The sequence below is a fragment of the Streptomyces sp. NPDC001492 genome, from assembly GCF_053597275.1.
This window is the reverse complement of the sequence record NZ_JBSFHW010000003.1, coordinates 287,856-309,395: the sequence shown is the minus strand read 5'-3', so window position 1 is coordinate 309,395 and position 21,540 is coordinate 287,856. Positions and strand designations below refer to the sequence as shown.

Below are 21,540 nucleotides of genomic sequence, written 5' to 3'. Positions count from 1 at the left end.
TGGTCCGCGTCTTCCACCGAAGAGGGCCGACCGAGTACGTCCGGACACCCGAGCGCGACCCGCTCGGGCGCACCAGAGAGTGGAACCACCTGTGAGCAAGGACGCCGTGGACACGGCACAGGCCGCCACCCGGACCGACGCGGCCAAGGCGCCCGCGGACGCGGGCGATGCCGGCTACAGCAAGGACCTCAAGGCCCGCCACGTCAACATGATCGCCATCGGCGGCGCCATCGGCACCGGCCTCTTCCTGGGCGCGGGCGGGCGCCTGCACAACGCGGGCCCGGCACTCGCGCTCGCCTACCTGGTGTGCGGGATCTTCGCCTTCTTCGTGGTGCGGGCGCTGGGCGAGCTGGTCCTGTACCGCCCGTCCTCCGGTTCCTTCGTGTCGTACGCGCGCGAGTTCCTCGGGGAGAAGGGTGCGTACGTCGCCGGCTGGATGTACTTCCTGAACTGGTCGACGACGGGAATCGCCGACATCACGGCGATCGCGCTGTACACGCACTACTGGAGCATGTTCACGAGCATCCCGCAGTGGGCGCTCGCCCTGATCGCGCTGGCCGTCGTTCTCGCCGTGAACCTGATCTCGGTGAAGATCTTCGGCGAGATGGAGTTCTGGTTCGCGATCATCAAGGTGGCCACGCTCGTCGGCTTCATGCTGATCGGCATCTTCCTGCTGGCCACCCGGCACGAGGTCGGCGGCCGGACCCCGGGCCTGTCCGTGATCGCCGATCACGGCGGCGTCTTCCCGCACGGCGTGATGCCGGTCGTCCTCGTCATGCAGGGCGTGATCTTCGCGTACGCCGCGCTGGAACTGGTCGGCGTCGCCGCGGGCGAGACCGCCGAGCCGGAGAAGGTCGTCCCGCGCGCGGTGAACTCCATCATGTGGCGGGTGGCTCTCTTCTACGTCGGCTCGGTCGTCCTGCTGGCCCTGCTGCTGCCGGGTTCGGTGTACTCGGCGGACGAAAGCCCCTTCGTCACGGTCCTGTCGAAGATCGGCATCCCGGCGGCGGGCGACGTGATGAACCTGGTGGTCCTGACGGCCGCGATGTCCTCGCTGAACTCGGGCCTGTACTCCACGGGCCGCATCCTGCGCTCGATGGCGACGGCGGGCTCGGCCCCCAGGTTCACGGCGCGCATGAACCGCAGCCAGGTCCCCTACGGCGGCATCCTGCTCACCTGCGCGGTGTGCGTGCTCGGCGTCGGCCTCAACTACCTCATGCCGAGCCAGGCCTTCGAGATCGTGCTGAACGTGGCCTCCCTCGGCATCGTCTCGACCTGGGTGATCATCATGATCTGCCACCTGGTCTTCGTCCGCCGCGCCAAGGCGGGCCTGGTCACCCGCCCGTCCTTCCGCCTGCCCGGCAGCCCGGTCACGGAGATCACCACGATCGCCTTCCTGCTCGCCGTGCTCGCCCTGATGTGGAACGACCCCGAGGTCGGCCGCACGACCCTCCTGCTCATCCCGGTGATCGCCGCCATGCTGGTCGCCGGCTGGTTCGCGGTCCGCCGCAGGGTCGTACGGGCCGGCGACCGGGAACTGACCGAACTGACGACGTAGCAGGCCAGGCCCACTGTCAGTGGCATCGCCTACGGTGGCGTCATGTCGGAGATCATCCATGTCCGGGGTGACGCCACCGTTGCGTCCGCATGGCGCCACTGCCCGGAGCCGGAGGGGGCGTACGGTCAGGGATGCGCCCTGAAGGCCCGGGGAACTGCGTGACCAGCCACCCACCAACCTGCAGCCACCCAACGTCCGGTGGGCCCACGGCGATATAACCTGCCAACCCGGCAGAGCGTCTCAGCGGGCTGCCGGAGGCACATGTCCCGCATCGAACCGCTGATCACGGAGCGGCTCGTGAGGCGGGACATCAAGGTCACCGTCTACGACGATGGGGAGGGCCAGAGGTGAGCCGTGAAACCGACGTCCTCGTGCTGGGCGGAGCCGGCGTGGACACCATCGTGTACGTGCCGGAGCTTCCGTTGCCGTACGCCGACAGCTACATGATCGAGTCCGGGATCCGCACCCGCGCCGGACAGACCGGTGACCTCGTGGCCCTCGGGCTCAACGCCCTCGGCCTGCGCGTCCATCACCTCGACATGCTCGGCGACGACCCCGAGGCCGACCTCGTCCGTGCCCTGCACCGGGACAACGGCATCGCGCTCACCGCCGTCCCCCACCCCGCCGGCACCAAGCGCGCGGTCAACCTCGTCGGCCCCGACGGCAGACGCCTGTCGCTGTACGACGTGAGCCGCACACAGGGCGAGGGCCGCTTCCCGCAGGACATGGTGCGTGCGCTGGCCGGTGCGAGCCGCCATGTCCACGTCGCCATCACCCAACCCTGCGCCGATGCCTTGCCGCTGCTGCGTGAGTCGGGCGCGACCGTCTCCACCGACCTGCACGACTGGGACGGCAAGAACCCGTACCACGAGCCGTTCGCGCAGGCGGCGGACGTCGTCTTCCTCTCCGCCACCGCCCTGTCCGACCCCGAGCGCACGATGCGCCGCATCGCCGACCGGGGCCGGGCCCAGGTGGTCGTCGCCACGGCAGGCGCGAAGGGCGCGTACCTGCTGGCCGACGACGAGCTCACCCACATACCGCCCGCCACGCCACCCGCACCGGTGGTCGACTCCAACGGCGCGGGCGACGCCTTCGCGGCGGCCTTCCTCTACGGCTGGCTGAACCGCGAAACCCCCACACGCAGCGCCGTGTACGGCACGATCGCGGGAGCCCACGCCTGCACGGTGCCGTCCACGGAGGCGGAGGCGATAGGCCGCGAGGAACTCCTGGCAAGGGGAGCGCCCCTTTAGGGGCGCGGGGCCGTCACATCAGCGGCTCCGCCGCGGGGCGCGACCAGCCACATCCGGCCCGCGGTCCCCACACCTCCGAACCCGGCAAACGCTCAGTGCGCGTCGTTCGTAGCCTCGATCTTCTTCCACGACTTCGGTTGCGCGGTGCCGGCCGCCGACTTGGCCATCGCCGCCCCCTTCGCCGCGGGAGCGCTCGGCTTGGTCGGCTGGAACAGCCACGTGTCGAACAACGAGGCGAGCGACTTCCCCGACACCTGCTCGGCGTAGGCCTGGAAGTCGGCGACAGAAGCGTTGCCGTACGCGTGCGTCTGCGGCCACCCCTTCAGAATGGCGAAGAACGCATCGTCGCCGACCGCGTTCCGCAACGCCTGCACCGCCAGCGCCCCCCGGTCGTAGACAGCGATGTCGAACTGGTTGTCAGGACCGGGGTCGCCCGGCTTGACCGTCCAGAACGCGTCGTCCGCGGGGTGCGAGGCGTACACGTAGTCGGCGAGCTGCTGGGTCGTGCCCTCGCCCTCGTGCTCCGACCACAGCCACTGCGCGTACCGCGCGAAGCCCTCGTTGATCCAGATGTCCTTCCAGCCCTTCAAGGACACGCTGTCGCCGTACCACTGGTGCGCCAGCTCGTGCACGACCACCGAGGTGTTGGAGCCGTTCGCGAACTGCTTCGGGCTGTAGTACACGCGGGTCTGCGTCTCCAGCGCGTACCCGGTGGTCGTGTTGGGCACGTACCCGCCGGCCGAGCTGAAGGGGTACGGCCCGAAGTAGCCGCTCAGCCAGTCCACGAGCTCCCCGGTGCGCTCCACGCTCGCCCGCGCGGCCCCGTCGTTGTCGCCGAGGTCCTTGCTGTAGGCGTTGACGACCGGCACACCGCCCTCGGAGGTGCTGGTCGTGATGTCGAACCTGCCGACCGCCAGCGTGGCCAGATAGGTCGCCTGCGGCTTGTTCTCCCGCCAGTTGTAGCGGGTCCAGCCGAGCTTCGAACTCGTCGACTGCAGCGTGCCGTTGGAGATGACCTGGGTGCCGTCCGGCACCGCCACCGACACGTCGTAGGTCGCCTTGTCGAGCGGGTGGTCGTTGCTCGGGAACCACCACCAGGCCGCCTCGGGCTCGTCCGCCGCGACCGCCCCGTCCGGCGTGCGATGCCAGGCATTGAAGCCGTACGCGCTCTTGGTGGACGGCACTCCGCTGTAGCGGACCACCACGGTGATCGGCGTGCCCTTGGCCAGTGGCGTCTTCGGCGTCACCACCAGCTCGTGCTGGCCCGAGGTCGCGAAGGACGCCTTGACGCCGTTGACCCGCACCTCGCTGACGTCCAGCAGGAAGTCCAGGTCGAAGCTGGACAGATCCTGCGTCGTCCTGGCCGAGATCGTCGCCGTACCGCCCACCTCGTCCGTCGCGGGCTGGTACTGGAGCCGCAGGTCGTAGTGGGAGACGTCGTATCCGCCGTTGCCGTAGGCCGGGTAGTAGGGGTCGCCGATGCCCGGTGCGCCGGGGGAGTAGCTCGCGGCCGACGCCGGGATCGCCAGCATCAGGGACGCGGCAGCGAGTGCGCCCGGCGTGAGGATTCTGCGGTGCACGAAAGCTCCAAGTCGTAGGAGTACGCGGTCTGTTCGGAGCCTATTCAGTCCCTGTGTCCCCGGGCATGTCCATGGCCCCATGTGTCACACGATCGCCATTCGGCCGCCATGAGCAGCCGCCCCCGCTTCCCCATGGACCTCGCAGGCGTCCGATTGCACTCTTCTGTACGGGAGTTGACCGTTGTACCGTCCGCGCATGCCCATACGCATGCGCTTCACGACCTGGAGACCGCTCGCAGCGGCGGCCGTCGCCGCCCTCATGGCAGCGTTCCTCACCCCCGCGGCGGCTCACAGTGCCCCGCGGGAGAGCAAGGCCGTCTACTCCTACGACAACGCCATCCGCGAGGCCGTATGGGTGGACACCGGACTCGACGGGGACGGCGACGGCAAGGCCGACCGGGTCGCCGTCGACATCGTCCGCCCCCGCGAACCCGCCCAGCAGGGCCGCAAGGTCCCCGTCATCATGGACGCCAGCCCCTACTACTCCTGCTGCGGCCGCGGCAACGAGAGCCAGAAGAAGACGTACGACGCGAACGGCGACGTCGTCCAGATGCCGCTCTTCTACGACAACTACTTCGTACCCCGCGGCTACGCCTTCGTCGGCGTCGACCTCGCCGGCACAAACCGCTCCGACGGCTGCGTGGACGTCGGCGGCCGCAGCGACATCCAGTCCGCGAAGGCGGTCGTCGACTGGCTGAACGGCCGGGCCAAGGCGTACACGACGCGCACCGGCACCACGACGGCCAGGGCGGCCTGGACCAACGGGAAGACCGGCATGATCGGCAAGAGCTGGGACGGCACGATCGCCAACGGCGTCGCCGCGACCGGCGTCAAGGGCCTCAGGACCGTCGTCCCGATCAGCGCCATCTCCTCCTGGTACGACTACTACTTCGCCAAGGGCGCCCCGCTCTACGACTCCGGCCCCGACTGGCTCTCGAACTACGTCGACAGCCCCGACGCGCAGGCCAAGTGCGCCGCCGTCCAGAAGAAGATCGTCGACGGAGCGCCGCGCACGGGCGACTGGACGCCGTTCTGGACCGAACGCGACTACGTCAGAAACGCGAGCAAGGTGCGAGCCAGCGTCTTCCTCGTGCACGGCATGCAGGACCTCAACGTCCGCACCAAGCACTTCGGCCAGTGGTGGGACGCCCTCGCCAAGAACGGCGTCGAGCGCAAGATCTGGCTCTCCCAGACCGGCCACGTCGACCCCTTCGACTTCCGCCGCGCCGCCTGGGTCGACACCCTGCACCGCTGGTTCGACCACGAACTCCTCGGCTACGACAACGGCATCGACCGCGAGCCCATGGCCGACATCGAACGCCACCCCGACCAGTGGGTGACCTCGCGGTCCTGGCCCCCGAGCGGCACCCGCGGCACGACCCTGCGCCCCGACCAGGGCACCCGGGCGGGCGTCGGCACCCTCGGCCTCACCAAGGGCGACGGCACCGAGACCTTCACCGACAACCCGCAGCTGAGCGAGACCGACTGGGCCGCGAAGATCGACACGTCGACCCCCGACAAGGCCGGCTTCGTCACCCAGCCCCTCACTCACGACCTGCGCCTCTCAGGCTCCTCCAAGGTCACCGTCACCGCGACCCCCACCACGAAGACGGCCCACCTCTCCGCCGTCCTCGTGGACCTCGGCCCCGACACCATCCGTGACTACGCCGACTCGGCGGAGGGCATCACCACCCTCACCGACCGTACCTGCTGGGGCGCAAGCACCGCGGGCGACAGCGCCTGCTTCAAGACCACCGAGGCCAAGAAGACCGCCGTCGACTACACGGTGTTCAGCCGCGGCTGGGCCGACCTCGGCAACTACGCCTCCGACCGCAAGGGCGTCCCGCTCACCCCGGGCAAGGCGTACACCATCACCCTGGACCTCGCGGCCACCGACCACGTCGTCCCGGCCGGCCACCGCCTCGCCCTGATCGTCGCGGGCACCGACAAGGACCTCATCGACCCCCCGACCGACAAGCCGACGCTCACCCTGGACCTGACCCACACCTCGGCCAACGTCCCGCTGGTCGGCGGCGCGGCGGCATTCGCGCGTGCCACCTCCGGCAAGGCGCCGACCGCACCCGCGGCAACGACGCTGAACGGCGTCCCCGCCCCAAGCACCACCCACCGCATCCCCATCGGCTGAGCGGGCTGCGCAAAGTCCCTACGGCTCAGCAACGGCTTTTGGGGGCGCGGGGAACTGCGCGACCAGCCACGACGGCGCAGCAGACGATGAACAACCCGTCGTGGCACCGCCCGCGGAGCGCTAGGCGGCCGGGCAAGCCAACCCGGCCGCCTCCCCCGCACATCCCCAGGCCACGGTCACCCCGGCCCCGCCATGCCCATAGTTGTGCACCAACACCCGCCCCCCGGGCAGAACTTCCCGCTCCAGCCGCACAGCGAACCGCGCGGGCCGCAGTCCAACCCGGTGCTCCAGAACCCGCGCCCCCGCGATCTCGGGCCGCAGCGCCGCACACCGCCGTACGATCGCCTCGGCCACCGCGGGATCCGGCGCCGTCGACCAGGCATCCTCCTCGGCCGTACCACCCAGCAGCAGCCGCCCAGGCTGAGGAAAGAAGTACGCCATCTCCCCCTCCGCGTCCGTGGAAGTGAGCCACGTGCGGATGCCGGGGTTCTCCACCACCACCAACTGCCCGCGCACGGGCCGCACGGACGCATCCGGCACCAGCGAACGTGCCCCCAGCCCGGTGCAGTTGACGACCACCGGCGCGTCGACCTCCGCGAAGCCGGTGACCGTACGCTCCTCGACCACCCCACCCGCCTTCACCAACCGCTCCCGCAGCCACGGCAGATGAGCCGACATGTCGATGAGCGGCAGCCGCGCCCACAGTCCGCTCCCGGCGTACTCCTCTGCTGTCGACGCCCGCAGCCCGGGCACCCGGGCGGCCGCCCATGCCTCGGCCCGGTCGAGATCCGCCTCGCCCAGTACTCCTTCGACCATGCGTACGCCGGTCGTCTCGGGCCGCGTCGCCAACTCCTCGTACACATCGAGGGATTGGAGTGCCCAGGCGCGCGCCCGCGCGACCGGCTCGATCCGGTACGGCCACCACAGCGCGCCCGCAACCGCCGAGGTGGTCGCCTCCAGGGGATCCCGCGTCCACACCCGCACCCGTACACCGCGCTCCGCGAGGACGACGGCCGTCGTCAGCCCTATGACCCCGGCGCCCACCACGATGACATCGTTGTTCCGCACGCTCTCCACGCGGGGACGTTAGCGGAATATGTCATGCCGTGCTCAGACAGCTCCCACTCTGGGGATACTCACAGCATGTCTGCCGAGTACGCGACCTTCGGCCTGGCACCGGCGATGCGTGCCGGTGGAGTCCTCGCCAACGGTGACTACCAAGTGCACCGGGACTTCGTGGACTTCATCGTCGACGGACGCCCGCTGCTGTTCCGGCTCTCCGACCTCGACGCCGTCTCCCCGCTCGCCTCCGACATCCCGCCCGCGATCTTCACCGAACAGGTCCGCAGCCTCCTCCTGGAGGCGGACCCACCGCTTCCGGGCGGCCGTTACGTCATCTACGGCTGCCCCGAATGCGCCGATCTGGCCTGCGGCGCGGTCACCGCGATCATCGAGCGGGACGGAGAGGACTACATCTGGCGGGACTTCGCCTGGCAGACCGACGAACACGCCGACCTCGAACTCAACGGCTACCACGGCATCGGACCGTTCCGCTTCCACGGCGCCGAGTACCGCGAGGCGCTGGCCGCCCTCCTCGACGGCGAGTCCCCGGGCGCCCGCCGCCGGGTCCTGCTGATCGGCGCGCGGGTCGCCGTCCTCGCCAAGCTGGCCGCCGCCCTGCGCACGATCGGCATCGGCGCGGACATCGCCCATGACGCCGACGGCGTCCCCGCCGACGAACTGCGCGCCTACGGGGCCGTCGCCTTCGGCCGCGCCGTCACCCAGGAGGAGCGCACCGCCGTACGCCGCTCCTTCGAACAGGCGGGCGTCGACGTGGTCTACGTCGAGGGCCTCGCCCCGATCGTCCCGCTCCTCGTCGCCCAGATCGAACACGCCCTCGACCGCAGTCCGACCGAGCAGCGCCGTCTGACCCGCCTGGTGGCGGCCGCCGGCGAGGCGGGCGTCGAGGTCACCTCACCCTGCCGGGTCCGCCTCACCGCGTACCGCCTCGACCGCCTCTACCGCACCCACACCCACGAGATCTTCGACGGCGTCCTCGAACCGGGCAGCCACCGCATCGCCCTGGACGCCAAGGCGGTGAAGGGCGAGTCGTTCGTGGTGGCACGGACGGCGGGGAGTGTGCTGGTGGAGGCGATGGCGCGGTAGCGCTCCGCTCTCTCGGCTCCGCTCGAGCGGGGGACCCCCATCGGGCGGAGCCGCAGACCGACACTGCCCGCGCCCTTCGGGGGCGCGTCCGACGTGAGCCGCCCATTAGGATCGCCCCCTGTGACCGCCACTCTCGTCGCCAAGAACCTAGCCGCCGGCCACGGCGACCGCTCCCTCTTCTCCGGGCTCGACCTCGTCGTCGCGCCCGGAGACGTGATCGGGCTGGTCGGCGCCAACGGCGCGGGCAAGTCCACGCTGCTCAAGATGCTCGCGGGGCTGCTCACACCGGAGGAGGGGGAGCTGAGGCTCTCCCCGCCGACCGCGACCGTCGGACACCTCCCGCAGGAACCGGAGCGGCGCCCGGGCGAGACCGTCCGGGAGTTCCTCGCCCGCCGTACCGGCGTCGCGGAGGCGCAGCGCGTGATGGACGAGGCGACACAGGCCCTGGTCGCCGGCGCACCGGGCGCCGACGACGCGTACGCGACGAGCCTGGAGCGCTGGCTCGACCTGGGCGGTGCCGACCTGGACGAGCGGTCCGAGGAGGTCGCCGACTCCCTGGGCCTGGCCGTGGACCTGGACCAGCCGATGACGTCCCTGTCCGGCGGCCAGGCGGCACGCGCGGGCCTCGCCTCCCTCCTCCTCTCCCGCTACGACGTCTTCCTCCTCGACGAGCCGACCAACGACCTCGACCTGGACGGCCTGGAGCGCCTGGAGCGGTTCGTGACGGGCCTGCGCGCCGGCACCGTCGTCGTCAGCCACGACCGCGAGTTCCTCACCCGCACGGTCACCAAGGTCCTCGAACTCGACCTCGCCCAGCAGCAGATCACCCTCTACGGCGGCGGCTACGAGGCCTACCTGGAGGAGCGGGACGTCGCCCGGCGGCACGCCCGCGAGGACTACGAGGAGTACGCCGACAAGCGCGCCGCCCTCCAGGACCGGGCCCAGATGCAGCGCTCCTGGATGGACAAGGGCGTCAAGAACGCCCGCCGCAAGGCGAGCAACGACAACGACAAGATCGGACGGAAGTTCCGCAGCGAGGCCAGCGAGAAGCAGGCCGCGAAGGCCCGGCAGACCCAGCGCATGATTGAGCGGCTCGACGTGGTCGAGGAGCCCCGCAAGGAGTGGGAGCTGCGCATGGAGATCGCGTCGGCCCCGCGCTCGGGCGCCGTCGTGGCCACCCTGCGGGACGCGGAGGTGCGGCGCGGCGACTTCACCTTCGGCCCGGTCTCCCTGCAGATCGACTGGGCGGACCGGGTGGCGGTGACCGGGGCGAACGGCGCCGGCAAGTCGACCCTGCTGGGCGCCCTGCTCGGCCGGATCCCCCTGGACGCGGGCGACGCGAGCCTCGGCTCCGGCGTCCTGGTCGGCGAGGTCGACCAGGCCCGCAAGCTGTTCCACGGCCCGGAGGCCCTGCTCGACGCGTTCTGCGCCGCCGTACCCGACACCGAGCCGGTCGAAGTGCGCACGCTGCTGGCCAAGTTCGGCCTGAAGTCCGAACACGTCCTGCGCCCGGCGGCGACCCTCTCCCCGGGCGAACGCACACGCGCCGCCCTGGCGTTGCTGCAGGGCCGGGGCGTCAACCTCCTCGTCCTCGACGAGCCGACCAACCACCTCGACCTGCCGGCCATCGAACAGCTGGAGTCGGCCCTCGACGCCTACGAGGGCACCCTCCTCCTGGTCACCCACGACCGCCGCATGCTGGACGCGGTCCACGTGAACCGGCGGCTCGAGGTGGCGGACGGAAAAGTCACGGAGCGCTGAACAGGCGGGTGGCGTCCGTCGCGGCTCGGGCGCGACCGGCCATGAGGGCGCCGCAGGTGATCGAGGCACATCGCGTCACAAGGAGGGGCCATGGGTTCTGAGGCGAAGCGGCCGGCCGTGCGGATCGTGCACGAGCAGGACGTCCTTGGACGGATGCGCGGGACCCAGGACCGGATCGCGGACGCGATCACCGCCTTCGCCGGGACCATGACCTTCGTCTATCTGCACACCCTGTGGTTCGCGGTGTGGATCGTGTGCAACGAGGGGGCTTTCGGCAAGGGGGCGGTCTGGGACCCGTACCCCTTCGGACTGCTCACCATGATCGTCAGCCTGGAGGCGATCTTCCTGTCCACCTTCGTGATGGTGAGCCAGAACCGGCAGGCCGCCCGCGAGAACGTCCGCGCCGACCTGGACTTCGAGACCAATGTGCGCTCGGAGGTGTGGGCCGTGCACATCGGCCGTTCCCTCGGTGTGGACCCGGCGGAGGTCGAGCAGCGCGTGCAGGAACTGCTCGCGGAGAACCGGGCCCGGATGAACGGCACCCCGCCGCCCCCGCAGCAGAGCTGAGCGGGCCGGCTCACATCCAGTCTCCGCTCCGCCGTGACCACCAGCCGCCGGGTCACGAAGCCCCGGGGTCGTCTCTGGCTCGTAGGAGATCCAGCACGGCTCCGGAACGGTCTCCACGGCCCGGTCGCGGGCCCCGCGACCGGCTCTCTCCGAGCTGGACCCAGGCGGTCTCGTACCCCGGCTCTCGGACACCCAGGGGCGCGGGGGCCGTCACATCAGCGGCTCCGCCGCGGGGCGCTACCAGCCACGACCGGCCCGCAGCTCCCCACGGCATCCCGCCGGAGACTCAGGCTCAGCGCTTACCCTTCGGATCGAGCAACCCCGCCCGGCGCAGAGCATCGGCCATCGCACTGTTGGCCGGCGCCGCCGCCTGGCGCGAACCGCCGCCCTGCCCGCCACGACCGCCGCCCTGCCCGCCACGACCGCCGCCCTGACGCTGCTGCTGCTGCCGCTGCTGAGGCGGACGCGCTCCCCGCTGCCGGCGCTCGCCGCCGTCGCCCTGCGGCGCGGCCTCGTCGTCGAGCCGCAGCGTCAGCGAGATCCGCTTGCGCGGAATGTCCACGTCCAGCACCTTCACCTTGACGATGTCCCCCGGCTTCACCACGTCCCGCGGGTCCTTGACGAACGTCTTGGACAACGCGGAGACATGCGCCAGACCGTCCTGGTGGACACCGACGTCGATGAACGCACCGAAGGCCGCCACATTCGTGACCACGCCCTCCAGGACCATCCCGGAGGCCAGGTCGGAGATCTTCTCGACGCCCTCCTTGAAGGTGGCCGTCTTGAACGCGGGCCGCGGGTCGCGCCCGGGCTTCTCCAGCTCCTTGAGGATGTCGGTGACGGTCGGCAGACCGAACGTCTCGTCCACGAACGCATCCGGCCTCAGCGAACGCAGCACGCCCGTGTTGCCGATGAGCGACGCCACCTCCTGCCCGGAGGTCTTCACCATGCGCCGCACGACCGGGTAGGCCTCCGGGTGCACGCTGGAGGCGTCCAGCGGGTCGTCGCCGCCGCGGATCCGCAGGAAGCCCGCGCACTGCTCGTATGCCTTCGGGCCGAGCCGTGCCACGCTCTTGAGCTGCGTACGCGACTTGAAGGGGCCGTTGGCATCGCGGTGCGCCACGATGTTCTCGGCAAGCCCGGAGGTGATGCCGGAGACCCGGGCGAGCAGCGGGGCCGAGGCCGTGTTGACGTCCACGCCCACGCCGTTCACACAGTCCTCGACCACCGCGTCCAGCGAGCGCGACAGCTTCACCTCGGACAGGTCGTGCTGGTACTGGCCGACGCCGATCGACTTCGGGTCGATCTTCACCAGCTCGGCCAGGGGGTCCTGGAGGCGGCGCGCGATGGAGACGGCGCCGCGCAGCGACACGTCCATGTCGGGCAGCTCCTGCGAGGCGAACGCGGAGGCCGAGTACACGGACGCGCCCGCCTCGGACACCATCACCTTGGTGAGGCCCAACTCGGGGTGCCTGGTAATGAGTTCACCCGCCAGCTTGTCGGTCTCGCGGGACGCCGTGCCGTTGCCGATCGCGATCAGCTCGACCGCGTGTTCCTTCGCCAGGCGGGCCAGCTTGGCGATCGCCTCGTCCCACTTGTTCGCCGGGACGTGCGGGTAGATGACGTCCGTGGCCACCACCTTGCCGGTGGCGTCGATGACGGCGACCTTCACGCCCGTACGGAACCCGGGGTCCAGGCCCAGGGTCGCGCGCGTGCCGGCCGGGGCGGCGAGCAGCAGGTCGCGCAGGTTCGCCGCGAACACCTGGACGGCCTCGTCCTCGGCGGCCGTGCGCAGCCGGAGGCGCAGGTCGAGGCCGAGGTGCACCAGGATGCGGGTGCGCCAGGCCCAGCGGACCGTGTCCGTCAGCCACTTGTCGGCGGGACGGCCGCGGTCGGCGATCTGGAACTTCGCGGCGACGATGCCCTCGTAGGACGAGGGGCCGTCGGTGGGTTCCTCCGGCTCCAGGACGAGGTCGAGGACCTCCTCCTTCTCGCCGCGCAGCATCGCGAGGATGCGGTGCGAGGGCAGTTCGGTGAACGGCTCGGCGAAGTCGAAGTAGTCGGCGAACTTGGCGCCCGCCTCCTCCTTGCCGTCCCGCACCTTGGCGGCCAGCCGTCCGCGCACCCACATGCGCTCGCGCAGCTCGCCGATCAGGTCGGCGTCCTCGGAGAACCGCTCGGTGAGGATCGCACGGGCGCCGTCCAGGGCGGCCTGCGCATCGGCCACGCCCTTGTCGGCGTCGACGAACGCGGCGGCCGCGGCCAGCGGGTCGACCGTCGGATCGCCGAGCAGCCCCTCGGCGAGCGGCTCCAGCCCGGCCTCGCGGGCGATCTGCGCCTTCGTACGCCGCTTGGGCTTGTACGGCAGGTAGATGTCCTCGAGCCGCGCCTTGGTCTCGGCGCCGCGGATCTGCGCCTCCAGCTCCGCGGTCAGCTTGCCCTGCTCGCGCACCGACTCCAGAATCGCGGTCCGCCGCTCCTCCAGTTCCCGCAGATAGCGCAACCGCTCCTCGATCGTGCGCAGCTGCGCGTCGTCGAGCATCTCGGTCGCTTCCTTGCGGTAGCGGGCGATGAAGGGCACCGTCGAACCGCCGTCGAGCAGCTCCACGGCAGCCCTGACCTGCCGCTCCCGTACGCCGAGTTCCTCGGCGATCCTGCCTTCGATGGTCCCGACTGCGCTGGACCCGGGTGTCGTCACGATCCCGTACCGCCTTCTCACTGAGGTTGCGCCGCAATTGTGGCAGGCGGCACCGACAGTCGGGGATCAGGGCGGCAACCGGCGAGGCGGACGGCGGGATCAGGCCCGGTGGCCCCGCGCGGAACCCGAGGCTCCGCCGAAGAGCCGGGCCAGCGCCCGGAAGGGCAGTGTGACGACGGTGGCGATCGCGCCGCCGATCTGTCGCAGCACGTCTGCAATGGCGCGGAACACGAATTTCCCCTTTCCGTTCCCGGTTTCCGCCCGGCCGAGGCGGCCGGGCGAGGTCCGGGTACCCGTCTTTCGCCGGCCCTTGCCGATCAGATCCGCGGGGTGGGCCTCGGCGAAGAGTGCGGCCCACGCAATCCCGAGCTTCGTCGGCTGAGCGAGGGTTTCTGCCTGGGGCTCGTCAGCGCTTGCCGATCGGATCGGCGGGGTGGGCCTCGGCGGCGGGTGCGGCCCGGGCGAGGTCTGTCCCGTGCTCTGTCGGCTGGGTGATGTCCACTGCCTGGGTCTCGTCAGGGCTTGCCCATGAGATCGGCGGGGTGGGCCCCGGCGGCTTGTGCGGCCCGCGCGAGGCCTCTCCCGTCGGGTGATGCCCTCTGCCTGGGGCTCGTCAGCCCTTGCCGATCAGATCCGCTGGATAGGCCCCTGCCGCGAGTGCGGTCCGGGCGAATCCCGCCCCCAGCTCCGTCAGCCGGGCGACGTCCTCCGCCCCCAGGTGCTCGTACGGCGCCCGGTCCAGGCGGTCCGTCTCCGTCTCGATGTGCGCCCGCAGCGCGACGCCCCGCTCCGTCAGCTCGCCCGCCCCGTCCAGCAGCCCGCGCTCCCGCAGCCGCCCGCAGGCCGCGTCCCAGTCCTCCTGCTTCCAGCCGCGGCTGCCGAACACCCACTTCGGTGTCATGCCCTTGCCTGTCGCGGTGTGGGTCACCACGGCCTCCAGACCGTCCAGCTCCGCGGACATCAGGACGGCGAGATGCCCGTCGCCCCGGTGCTCACGCAGCAGCGTGGTGGCGTGGAAGTACGCCAGATGCGGCTCGTCGGGCACCGGCAGGTCGGCGTAAGCCGAGTACAGCGGCCGGGCGGGGCGCGAACAGGCCTCGGCCGCCCGCAGCGCCAGCCGCGCCGCCTGAGCCATCTCCTCGGACGCCACGGTGTCCTCGCCGAGCAGGCGGCGCAGGGTCGCATCGACGGCACGCGCGCGTGCGGCCAGGATCTGCGCGGGCGAGGCGCTCTCCCACACGGCGGGCACATACCGGGCCACGAGCTCGTACTTGTAGTTGTAGAAGGTCGCCGTCACCGTGCCGGCGCCGACCGGGCCCAGCGCGGCCGCCCGCGCGGCGAGGTTGACGGCCCTCGGGTGCGTGATGCCGAGAGCGCCCAGCTCCCTGCCCAGGTCGGGCGAGAAGTAGTACGTCGCGTGCAGGGAGTTGAGCGCGTTGTGGCAGCGGCGACCGGCATGCGGATCGAGGGCGGCAGTAGTCATGACGGGCAGGTTACCGACTGGTCGGTACGGGCTCCAGTGCCGTACGCCGGATGGCAGGAAAGGTGGGGAACTCGTCCTTGCCGCCATCCGTCCGGCTGCCAAGAATCGTGGGTATGCCGCAGCGAACCGTCCTGCTCGTCCTCTTCGACGGCGTCCAGAGCCTCGACGTCACCGGCCCCCTGGAGGTCTTCGCGGGCGCCGAGCTGCACACCCCGGGCACCTACCGCCTCCGTACGGCCTCCCTGGACGGCGCCCCCGTTCGCACCTCCAGCGGCCTGACCCTCGTACCGGACCACGGCCTCGCGGACGCGCCCGCCCCGCACACCCTTCTCGTGCCGGGCGGCCAGGGCACGCGCCGTCCGGTGCGCGACCCCCGGCTGAGCGACTGGCTGCGCACGAACGGCCCGCGCGCGGAGCGCCTCGTCTCCGTCTGCACCGGCGCCATCCTCCTCGCGGAGGCGGGCCTGCTCGACGGGCGCCGCGCCACGACCCACTGGGCGTACTGCGACAAGCTCGCCCGCGACCACCCGGCCGTCGAGGTCGACCCCGACCCCATCTATGTGCGCGACGGACACGTCTTCACCTCGGCCGGTGTCACCTCGGGCATCGACCTCGCGCTGGCCCTGGTGGAGGAGGACCTGGGCCGGGAGGCCGCGCTGGCCATCGCCCGCCACCTGGTCGTCTTTCTGCGCCGGCCCGGCAACCAGGCCCAGTTCAGCGCGCAGCTCGCCGCACAGACCGCCCGGCGCGAGCCGCTGCGCGAAGTCCAGCAGTGGATCAATGAGCACCCCGACGGCGACCTCGACGTCGAGTCCCTCGCCGCCCGTGCCGCCCTCTCGCCCCGCCACTTCGCCCGCGCCTTCCAGGCGGAGACCGGCATGACCCCCGGCCGCTATGTCGACCGCGTCCGCCTCGAACACGCCCGCCGTCTCCTGGAGGACACGGCCGACGGCGTCGAGGAGATCTCCCGCGCCAGCGGCTACGGCACCCCCGAGGCCATGCGCCGCGCCTTCGTCAGGACCCTCGGCACGGCCCCGGCGGAATACCGCCGCCGCTTCCGTCCCGCATCCACCCGCTGAAAGGACCCCGATGCAGATCGCCATCGTGCTCTTCGACCGCTTCACCGCCCTCGACGCCGTGGGGCCGTACGAGACCCTCGGGCGCCTTCCGGACGCGGAGACCGTCTTCGTCGCCGAACGGACCGGTCCCGTCCGTACCGACACCGGAAACCTCGCGATCGTCGCCGACAAGACCCTGGCCGAGGTGGAGCGCCCCGACATCGTGATCGTCCCGGGGGGTCCGGGACAGACCCCGCAGATGGAGAACGAGACCCTCCTGGACTGGCTGCGCACCGCCGACGCCACCAGCACCTGGACGACATCGGTGTGCACGGGCTCCCTGCTCCTCGCCGCGGCCGGCCTGCTGCGGGGCCGCCGCGCCACCTCCCACTGGCTGGCCCTGGACTTCCTGAAGCAGTTCGGCGCCGAGCCCACGGGGGAGCGGGTGGTCCTCGACGGCAAGTACGTCACCGCGGCCGGTGTCTCCTCCGGCATCGACATGGGCCTGACCCTGCTCGGGCGGATCGCCGGCGAGGAACACGCCCAGGCCGTCCAGCTGTTGACCGAGTACGACCCGCAGCCGCCCTACGACGCCGGCTCCCCCGAGAAGGCGCCCGCGCACCTCGTCGAGGAGTTCCGCTCCAAGAGCCGCTTCATCCTGACGTAGTCCAGGTGAAGCGCGGCTGCCTGCGCTCCAGGAACGCGGCGACCCCCTCCACGGTGTCGCCGCTGCCGCGCGCCTGCTGCGTCCAGTACGCGTCCCGGTCGGCGCGCCCGTTCGCGAACTCCTTCGCCGCAGCCTGCGTGAGCTGCGAACGGGACACCAGGATCCGGGTGAACTCGGCGACCCGCTTGGCGAGTTCACCCTGCGGCAGCACCTCGTCGACCAGACCGGTGCGCAGCGCCCGTTCCGCGTCGATCAACTCGCCGGAGAACAGCAGGTACTTGGCGGCGGCCGGACCGACCAGCGCCACCAGACGGCGCGTGGAGGAGGCCGGATACACGATCCCCAGCTTCGCCGGCGTCACCCCGAACAGCGCCCCCTCCATGGCGAAGCGCAGATCACAGGCCGCCGCCAGCTGCGACCCGCCGCCCACGCAGTGCCCGCGGATCGCGGCCAGCGTCGGCTTCGGGAAGGCGGCCAGCGCCTCCTCGGCCCGCACCGCGAGCCCCTGCGCCTCCTCCGGCGACCCCTGCAGCGTGGAGATGTCGGCCCCCGCGCAGAACGTGCCGCCCTCGCCGGTCAGCACGAGCGCCCGTACGCCCGGGTCGGCCGCGAGGGTGTCGAGCAGCGGCGGCAGCGCGGCCCACATCGCGGCCGTCATGGCGTTGCGCTTCGCCGGGTGGTGGATGACGACGGTGGCGACCGAGTCGGTGACGCTGTGCAGCAGCTGGGGCTCCATGGCCGGATGCTAGCCGCCGCGCCGGTCGCGTGATCAAGAAGGGGGCGCCCTAACCCGTACAACCCGAAGAGTTCGCGAAGTCGGCTGAAGCGTGACAGGAGCAGTCCCACAACTGACCGTGTCATACGCCAACGGTCATAAGTGCTCGATACCTGCTGACTTGTGTTCAGTCATCCGGAGTGCCGTGGGTCGTTCCCAACACTCGACGTGTGGTGACAATCGAGCGCAAGGGTGGCGACCGGACGATGGACAACCATGGGCGCGGGTCCGGCCCACGCCCAGAAGGCGGCGCTTACGAGCCCCGCGACCCGGGGCCGCCCGCGGACCCGCTGCCGTACGAAGGCGTCTGGCGGTTCACCGCCCCAGCCATCGAGGCCTCCGTCCCGCAGGCGCGGCACGCCGTGCGGGACCTGCTCCACCGCCAGGGGGTGCCCGTCTCCGACGATCTGGTCCACGCCCTGCTGCTGATCGTCTCGGAGCTGGTCACGAACGCCGTCCGGCACGCGGCGCTGCTGTCGCCGATGCTCGCCGTGGAGGTCGCCGTCGGCGCCGAGTGGGTGCGGGTGTCCGTGGAGGACAACCACCCCTACCGCCCGACCGCTCTGGAGACCGACCACAGCGGCGAGGGCGGCCGGGGGCTGCTCCTGGTCAGCGAGGTCGCCCGGGAGGCGGGAGGGGTGTGCGACGTCGAGCACACGTCGAGCGGCGGCAAGGTGATCTGGGCCGCCCTGCCGCTCAAACCCCTGCGGGTGCTCTGACGGAGGTCACCAGCCGGCCGACGGGCCGGTCAGCTCCCTGACGGCCGGTCGGGCCGCGTCCAGCACGGTCATGAACCAGGACGAGAAGGTGTCCTTGGCGTGCCGCTCCGCGAGCTCCGCGGGCGTCACGAAGGCCGTGGCGCCGACCTCCTCCGGGTCCGGCCGCAGCGGCGACTGCACCATCCCGACGAACAGGTGGTTGTACTCCTGCTCGACCAGGCCCGAGTCGGGGTCGGGGTGGTTGTAGCGGACCGTGCCCGCCTCGGCGAGCAGCGAGGGGGACACGCCCAGCTCCTCGTACGTGCGGCGGGCCGCCGCCGCGAAGGGCGCCTCGCCGGGGTAGGGGTGGCCGCAGCAGGTGTTGGACCACACGCCGGGGGAGTGGTACTTGCCCAGGGCCCGCTGCTGCAGCAGCAGTCTGCCGCGCTCGTCGAAGAGGAAGACGGAGAAGGCGCGGTGCAGCTGCCCCGGCGGCTGATGGGCGGCGAGCTTCTCCGCGGTGCCGATCGTGACGCCGTTCTCGTCGACCAGTTCCAGCAAAATCGCGTCTGCGGCGCCGTTCGACGGAGTGTGCGTCGCGGTGGCAGGTGTGATCGGCATACCCATCCTTCACATCGGTCTTCGCGCCCCAAGTCTGCCGTACGAATCCGGCACTCCCGGCACTTCGCGGCACGCCCGCATGTCCCGCGCGCGGCGCGGGCACGGCCGTCACCGGTTGAAGACCGGAAGAGGGGCCCGGTAGTTGATCGTGCCCCTGGCGGTCGGCGGGGAACCGTCCGGGGCGACGCTGTGAGGCTTAACGACGCCGGGTCACGCCGGACGGCTGCATTCCGGCCAAGCTGCGGCGCACCTGCCTCAATGGCACACCCTCGCCTCGTGTTCCGCGTGCCCGCCCGGTTCCAGCTGGAAGGTGCAGTGCGCCACGTCGAAGTGGTCGCCGAGGCACTCCTGGAGCTCGTGGAGCATCTTCTCGTGGCCGATGGCGCTGAGGACGTCGGAGCGCACCACGACGTGCGCGGAGAGCACCGGCATCCCCGACGTGATCGTCCAGGCGTGCAGGTCGTGGACGTCCTCGACCCCGTCCAGGTCCAGGATGTGGGCGCGTACGTCCGCCATGTCGACGTCCCGCGGGGCTGCCTCCAGCAGGACGTCCAGGGTCTCGCGGAGCAGCTTCCAGGTGCGGGGCACGATCATCAGGCCGATCACCAGCGAGGCGATCGGGTCCGCGGCCTGCCAGCCGGTCGCCAGGATCACCAGCGCCGAGATGATCACGGCGAGGGAGCCGAGCGCGTCCGCCGCCACCTCCAGGAACGCGCCGCGCACGTTCAGGCTCTCCTGCCGGCCGCGCACCAGCAGCGTCAGCGAGATCATGTTCGCGACCAGACCGATCGCACCGAACACGATCATCAGCGCGCCCGCGGTGTAGGCCGGGGTGAAGAACCGCTGGATCGCCTCGTACAGGACGTAGCCGCCGACGCCGAGCAGCAGCAGACAGTTGGCGAGCGCCGCGAGGATCTCGGCGCGGGCGTACCCGAAGGTGCGGTTGCCGCTCGGCGGGCGGCCCGCGAAGTGGATCGCCAGCAGCGCCATGCCCAGCCCGAGGGCGTCGGTCGCCATGTGGGTGGCGTCCGCGATCAGCGCGAGCGAGTCCGCGAGCAGACCGCCGACGATCTCGACCACCATGACGGTGAGCGTGATCGACAGCGCGACGCGCAGCCGTCCGCGGTACGCCGCCGCGGCCGTACCGGTGGGCGGGGCATGCGAGTGCCCGTGTCCGTGATCGTGCCCAGCCCCCATGGCAGCCGCCTTCCTGTGTTGCGCCCGGGATGACAGTCAACTACGGGCGGGGGGTATCGGGCAACGCGGCACTGAACACCGTTGTCATGTGCCCTGACCTGCGGAAACGATATGCAGGTCAGGGCAGCCTCAGTTCCCCTGCCGTGGTGTCAGCCGCCGTGGTGCAGCAGCCAGCCCTGCCAGGCCGACTGGACCATCTCGGGCACCCCGCGCCGTGCGGTCCAGCCCAGCTCCGCTGCGGCACGGGCGGCGGAGGCGACCGCGCGCGGCGCGTCCCCGGGGCGGCGGCCCTCGACCAGGGCCGGGCGGTGGTCGCCGGTCACCTCGCCGATGACGGTGATCAGTTCGCGGACGGAGACGCCCTCGCCGCGGCCGATGTTCACCGTGAGGTCACCGCTGCGGTCGGCGAGCCGCCGTGCCGCGGCCAGATGTGCCTCGGCCAGGTCGGCGACGTGGATGTAGTCGCGGATGCAGGTGCCGTCCGGCGTCGGATAGTCGTCGCCGAAGATCCGCGGGGCCTCGTCGCGGGTGAGCCGGTCGAAGACCATGGGGACGATGTTGAAGACGCCCGTGTCCGCCAGCTCGGGTGCGGCGGCGCCCGCCACGTTGAAATACCGCAGGCAGACCGTGGAGATGTCGTGTGCCCGGCCCGCCGCCCGCACCAGCCACTCGCCGGTGAGCTTGGTCTCGCCGTACGGGTTCACCGGCGCGCACGCGGTGTCCTCGGTGATGAGGTCCACATCGGGGTTTCCGTAGACGGCCGCGGACGAGGAGAACAGGAACTTCCCGACCCCGGCCTCGGCGACCGCCTCCAGCAGCGTCGCGAGACCGCCGACGTTCTCCCGGTAGTAGCGGGTGGGCTGTGCCACGGACTCGGCGACCTGCTTGCGCGCGGCGAGGTGGACGACACCGGTCACCCGGTGCTCGGCGAACACCCTCTTCAGCAGGTCGCCGTCGAGCGTCGAGCCCTCGACGAGCGGTACGTCCGCCGGCAGCCGCTCGGGGAACCCGGCCGAGAGGTCGTCCAGTGCGACGACACGCTCCCCGGCGCCGGTCATGGCCCGCACCACATGGGCCCCGATGTATCCCGCTCCGCCTGTGATCAGCCATGTCATGGTCGCCCACCCTATGCCGAGACCACCCGGCGCTCCCCAATGTCCCGGATGCCTGATCTGGGCACCGCGGTTTGTCGGCGGGACCCCGGATCACCGATGATGATCGCGGCAAAGGCCGGTGGAGACGGCGTTGATCGGCCCGTGAACGGGCGGTGAACTCCGCTCTCCCGGCATCCGATAGCCTCTGCCGACATGCCGCC

General features: G+C 71.2%; 18 protein-coding genes. 9 read left to right on the top strand and 9 right to left on the bottom strand.

The annotated features are described in order from the left end of the window. Nucleotides 1-91 precede the first annotated feature (91 nt). Both ACWC1K_RS05540 and ACWC1K_RS05535 read left to right on the top strand, forming a co-directional pair. The gene (locus tag ACWC1K_RS05540; RefSeq protein WP_450828944.1) at nucleotides 92-1,558 is read left to right on the top strand and encodes an amino acid permease; all 1,467 of its coding nucleotides are present in this window, start codon (nucleotides 92-94) and stop codon (nucleotides 1,556-1,558) included. A 347-nt stretch (nucleotides 1,559-1,905) separates the two neighbouring features. Beyond that, nucleotides 1,906-2,808 (top strand): PfkB family carbohydrate kinase, encoded by a 903-nt coding sequence (locus tag ACWC1K_RS05535; protein ID WP_450828943.1) that lies wholly within the window; start codon nucleotides 1,906-1,908, stop codon nucleotides 2,806-2,808. A gap of 92 nt (nucleotides 2,809-2,900) precedes the next feature. Here ACWC1K_RS05535 and ACWC1K_RS05530 read toward each other — a convergent pair whose 3' ends face one another. Continuing rightward, the gene (locus ACWC1K_RS05530; protein ID WP_450828942.1) at nucleotides 2,901-4,388 is read right to left on the bottom strand and encodes a M1 family metallopeptidase; all 1,488 of its coding nucleotides are present in this window, start codon (nucleotides 4,386-4,388) and stop codon (nucleotides 2,901-2,903) included. 196 nt (nucleotides 4,389-4,584) lie between these two features. Between ACWC1K_RS05530 and ACWC1K_RS05525 the strand changes: the two genes are divergently transcribed. Further along, on the top strand, nucleotides 4,585-6,534 hold the full coding sequence (locus tag ACWC1K_RS05525; protein ID WP_450828941.1) for a Xaa-Pro dipeptidyl-peptidase: 1,950 nt from the start codon (nucleotides 4,585-4,587) through the stop codon (nucleotides 6,532-6,534). A 120-nt stretch (nucleotides 6,535-6,654) separates the two neighbouring features. Here the strand turns inward: ACWC1K_RS05525 and ACWC1K_RS05520 are convergent, their stop codons facing one another. Further along, a complete protein-coding gene (locus tag ACWC1K_RS05520; protein WP_450828940.1) occupies nucleotides 6,655-7,611 on the bottom strand; it encodes an FAD-dependent oxidoreductase in 957 nt (318 codons plus the stop codon). A 66-nt stretch (nucleotides 7,612-7,677) separates the two neighbouring features. Between ACWC1K_RS05520 and ACWC1K_RS05515 the strand changes: the two genes are divergently transcribed. From ACWC1K_RS05515 to ACWC1K_RS05505, 3 genes are all read left to right on the top strand, one after another. After that, complete coding sequence (locus tag ACWC1K_RS05515; protein ID WP_450828939.1) at nucleotides 7,678-8,700, top strand: oxidoreductase; 1,023 nt, start codon at nucleotides 7,678-7,680, stop codon at nucleotides 8,698-8,700. A gap of 120 nt (nucleotides 8,701-8,820) precedes the next feature. After that, the gene (locus tag ACWC1K_RS05510; RefSeq protein ID WP_450828938.1) at nucleotides 8,821-10,461 is read left to right on the top strand and encodes an ABC-F family ATP-binding cassette domain-containing protein; all 1,641 of its coding nucleotides are present in this window, start codon (nucleotides 8,821-8,823) and stop codon (nucleotides 10,459-10,461) included. A gap of 90 nt (nucleotides 10,462-10,551) precedes the next feature. Next, nucleotides 10,552-11,028, top strand: coding sequence for a DUF1003 domain-containing protein (locus ACWC1K_RS05505; RefSeq protein ID WP_450828937.1), 477 nt, complete (start codon nucleotides 10,552-10,554; stop codon nucleotides 11,026-11,028). Between the two features lie 292 nt (nucleotides 11,029-11,320). Here ACWC1K_RS05505 and ACWC1K_RS05500 read toward each other — a convergent pair whose 3' ends face one another. From ACWC1K_RS05500 to ACWC1K_RS05490, 3 genes are all read right to left on the bottom strand, one after another. Further along, nucleotides 11,321-13,726, bottom strand: a complete 2,406-nt coding sequence (locus tag ACWC1K_RS05500) for a Tex family protein (RefSeq protein WP_450828936.1) — start codon at nucleotides 13,724-13,726, stop codon at nucleotides 11,321-11,323. A 99-nt stretch (nucleotides 13,727-13,825) separates the two neighbouring features. Further along, the gene (locus tag ACWC1K_RS05495; RefSeq protein WP_260844787.1) at nucleotides 13,826-13,957 is read right to left on the bottom strand and encodes an LPFR motif small protein; all 132 of its coding nucleotides are present in this window, start codon (nucleotides 13,955-13,957) and stop codon (nucleotides 13,826-13,828) included. Nucleotides 13,958-14,339: 382 nt separating this feature from the next. Next, nucleotides 14,340-15,209 carry an SCO6745 family protein gene (locus tag ACWC1K_RS05490; protein ID WP_450828935.1) on the bottom strand — a complete coding sequence of 290 codons (870 nt, stop codon included), beginning with the start codon at nucleotides 15,207-15,209 and terminating at the stop codon, nucleotides 14,340-14,342. A gap of 113 nt (nucleotides 15,210-15,322) precedes the next feature. Between ACWC1K_RS05490 and ACWC1K_RS05485 the strand changes: the two genes are divergently transcribed. Together ACWC1K_RS05485 and ACWC1K_RS05480 are read left to right on the top strand one after the other, a co-directional pair. Then, the gene (locus ACWC1K_RS05485; RefSeq protein WP_450828934.1) at nucleotides 15,323-16,288 is read left to right on the top strand and encodes a GlxA family transcriptional regulator; all 966 of its coding nucleotides are present in this window, start codon (nucleotides 15,323-15,325) and stop codon (nucleotides 16,286-16,288) included. Between the two features lie 10 nt (nucleotides 16,289-16,298). Next, nucleotides 16,299-16,934: a DJ-1/PfpI family protein gene (locus ACWC1K_RS05480; protein WP_450828933.1), complete on the top strand. Its 636-nt coding sequence runs from the start codon at nucleotides 16,299-16,301 to the stop codon at nucleotides 16,932-16,934. On the opposite strand, the gene ACWC1K_RS05475 is transcribed toward ACWC1K_RS05480, so the two are convergent. Further along, nucleotides 16,921-17,670 (bottom strand): enoyl-CoA hydratase/isomerase family protein, encoded by a 750-nt coding sequence (locus tag ACWC1K_RS05475; protein WP_450828932.1) that lies wholly within the window; start codon nucleotides 17,668-17,670, stop codon nucleotides 16,921-16,923. The genes ACWC1K_RS05480 and ACWC1K_RS05475 overlap by 14 nt on opposite strands. Nucleotides 17,671-17,915: 245 nt before the next feature. Between ACWC1K_RS05475 and ACWC1K_RS05470 the strand changes: the two genes are divergently transcribed. Continuing rightward, nucleotides 17,916-18,428: an ATP-binding protein gene (locus ACWC1K_RS05470; protein WP_450829043.1), complete on the top strand. Its 513-nt coding sequence runs from the start codon at nucleotides 17,916-17,918 to the stop codon at nucleotides 18,426-18,428. Nucleotides 18,429-18,434: 6 nt separating this feature from the next. Here the strand turns inward: ACWC1K_RS05470 and idi are convergent, their stop codons facing one another. The 3 genes from idi to galE form a co-directional block, all read right to left on the bottom strand. Beyond that, a complete protein-coding gene (idi, locus tag ACWC1K_RS05465; RefSeq protein WP_450828931.1) occupies nucleotides 18,435-19,028 on the bottom strand; it encodes an isopentenyl-diphosphate Delta-isomerase in 594 nt (197 codons plus the stop codon). Nucleotides 19,029-19,283: 255 nt separating this feature from the next. Continuing rightward, nucleotides 19,284-20,225 (bottom strand): cation diffusion facilitator family transporter, encoded by a 942-nt coding sequence (locus tag ACWC1K_RS05460; protein WP_450828930.1) that lies wholly within the window; start codon nucleotides 20,223-20,225, stop codon nucleotides 19,284-19,286. 149 nt (nucleotides 20,226-20,374) lie between these two features. Next, nucleotides 20,375-21,340 (bottom strand): UDP-glucose 4-epimerase GalE, encoded by a 966-nt coding sequence (gene galE / locus ACWC1K_RS05455; protein ID WP_450828929.1) that lies wholly within the window; start codon nucleotides 21,338-21,340, stop codon nucleotides 20,375-20,377. Nucleotides 21,341-21,540: the final 200 nt, after the last annotated feature.

What these genes read in the sequence shown, in the direction of transcription:
- ACWC1K_RS05490 (WP_450828935.1), bottom strand. Translation starts at nt 15,209, where the DNA reads ATGACTACTGCCGCCCTCGATCCGCATGCCGGTCGCCGCTGCCACAAC.
- ACWC1K_RS05480 (WP_450828933.1), top strand. Translation starts at nt 16,299, where the DNA reads ATGCAGATCGCCATCGTGCTCTTCGACCGCTTCACCGCCCTCGACGCC.
- ACWC1K_RS05505 (WP_450828937.1), top strand. Translation starts at nt 10,552, where the DNA reads ATGGGTTCTGAGGCGAAGCGGCCGGCCGTGCGGATCGTGCACGAGCAG.
- galE (WP_450828929.1), bottom strand. Translation starts at nt 21,340, where the DNA reads ATGACATGGCTGATCACAGGCGGAGCGGGATACATCGGGGCCCATGTG.
- ACWC1K_RS05470 (WP_450829043.1), top strand. Translation starts at nt 17,916, where the DNA reads ATGGACAACCATGGGCGCGGGTCCGGCCCACGCCCAGAAGGCGGCGCT.
- idi (WP_450828931.1), bottom strand. Translation starts at nt 19,028, where the DNA reads ATGCCGATCACACCTGCCACCGCGACGCACACTCCGTCGAACGGCGCC.
- ACWC1K_RS05525 (WP_450828941.1), top strand. Translation starts at nt 4,585, where the DNA reads ATGCCCATACGCATGCGCTTCACGACCTGGAGACCGCTCGCAGCGGCG.
- ACWC1K_RS05460 (WP_450828930.1), bottom strand. Translation starts at nt 20,225, where the DNA reads ATGGGGGCTGGGCACGATCACGGACACGGGCACTCGCATGCCCCGCCC.
- ACWC1K_RS05485 (WP_450828934.1), top strand. Translation starts at nt 15,323, where the DNA reads ATGCCGCAGCGAACCGTCCTGCTCGTCCTCTTCGACGGCGTCCAGAGC.
- ACWC1K_RS05475 (WP_450828932.1), bottom strand. Translation starts at nt 17,670, where the DNA reads ATGGAGCCCCAGCTGCTGCACAGCGTCACCGACTCGGTCGCCACCGTC.
- ACWC1K_RS05515 (WP_450828939.1), top strand. Translation starts at nt 7,678, where the DNA reads ATGTCTGCCGAGTACGCGACCTTCGGCCTGGCACCGGCGATGCGTGCC.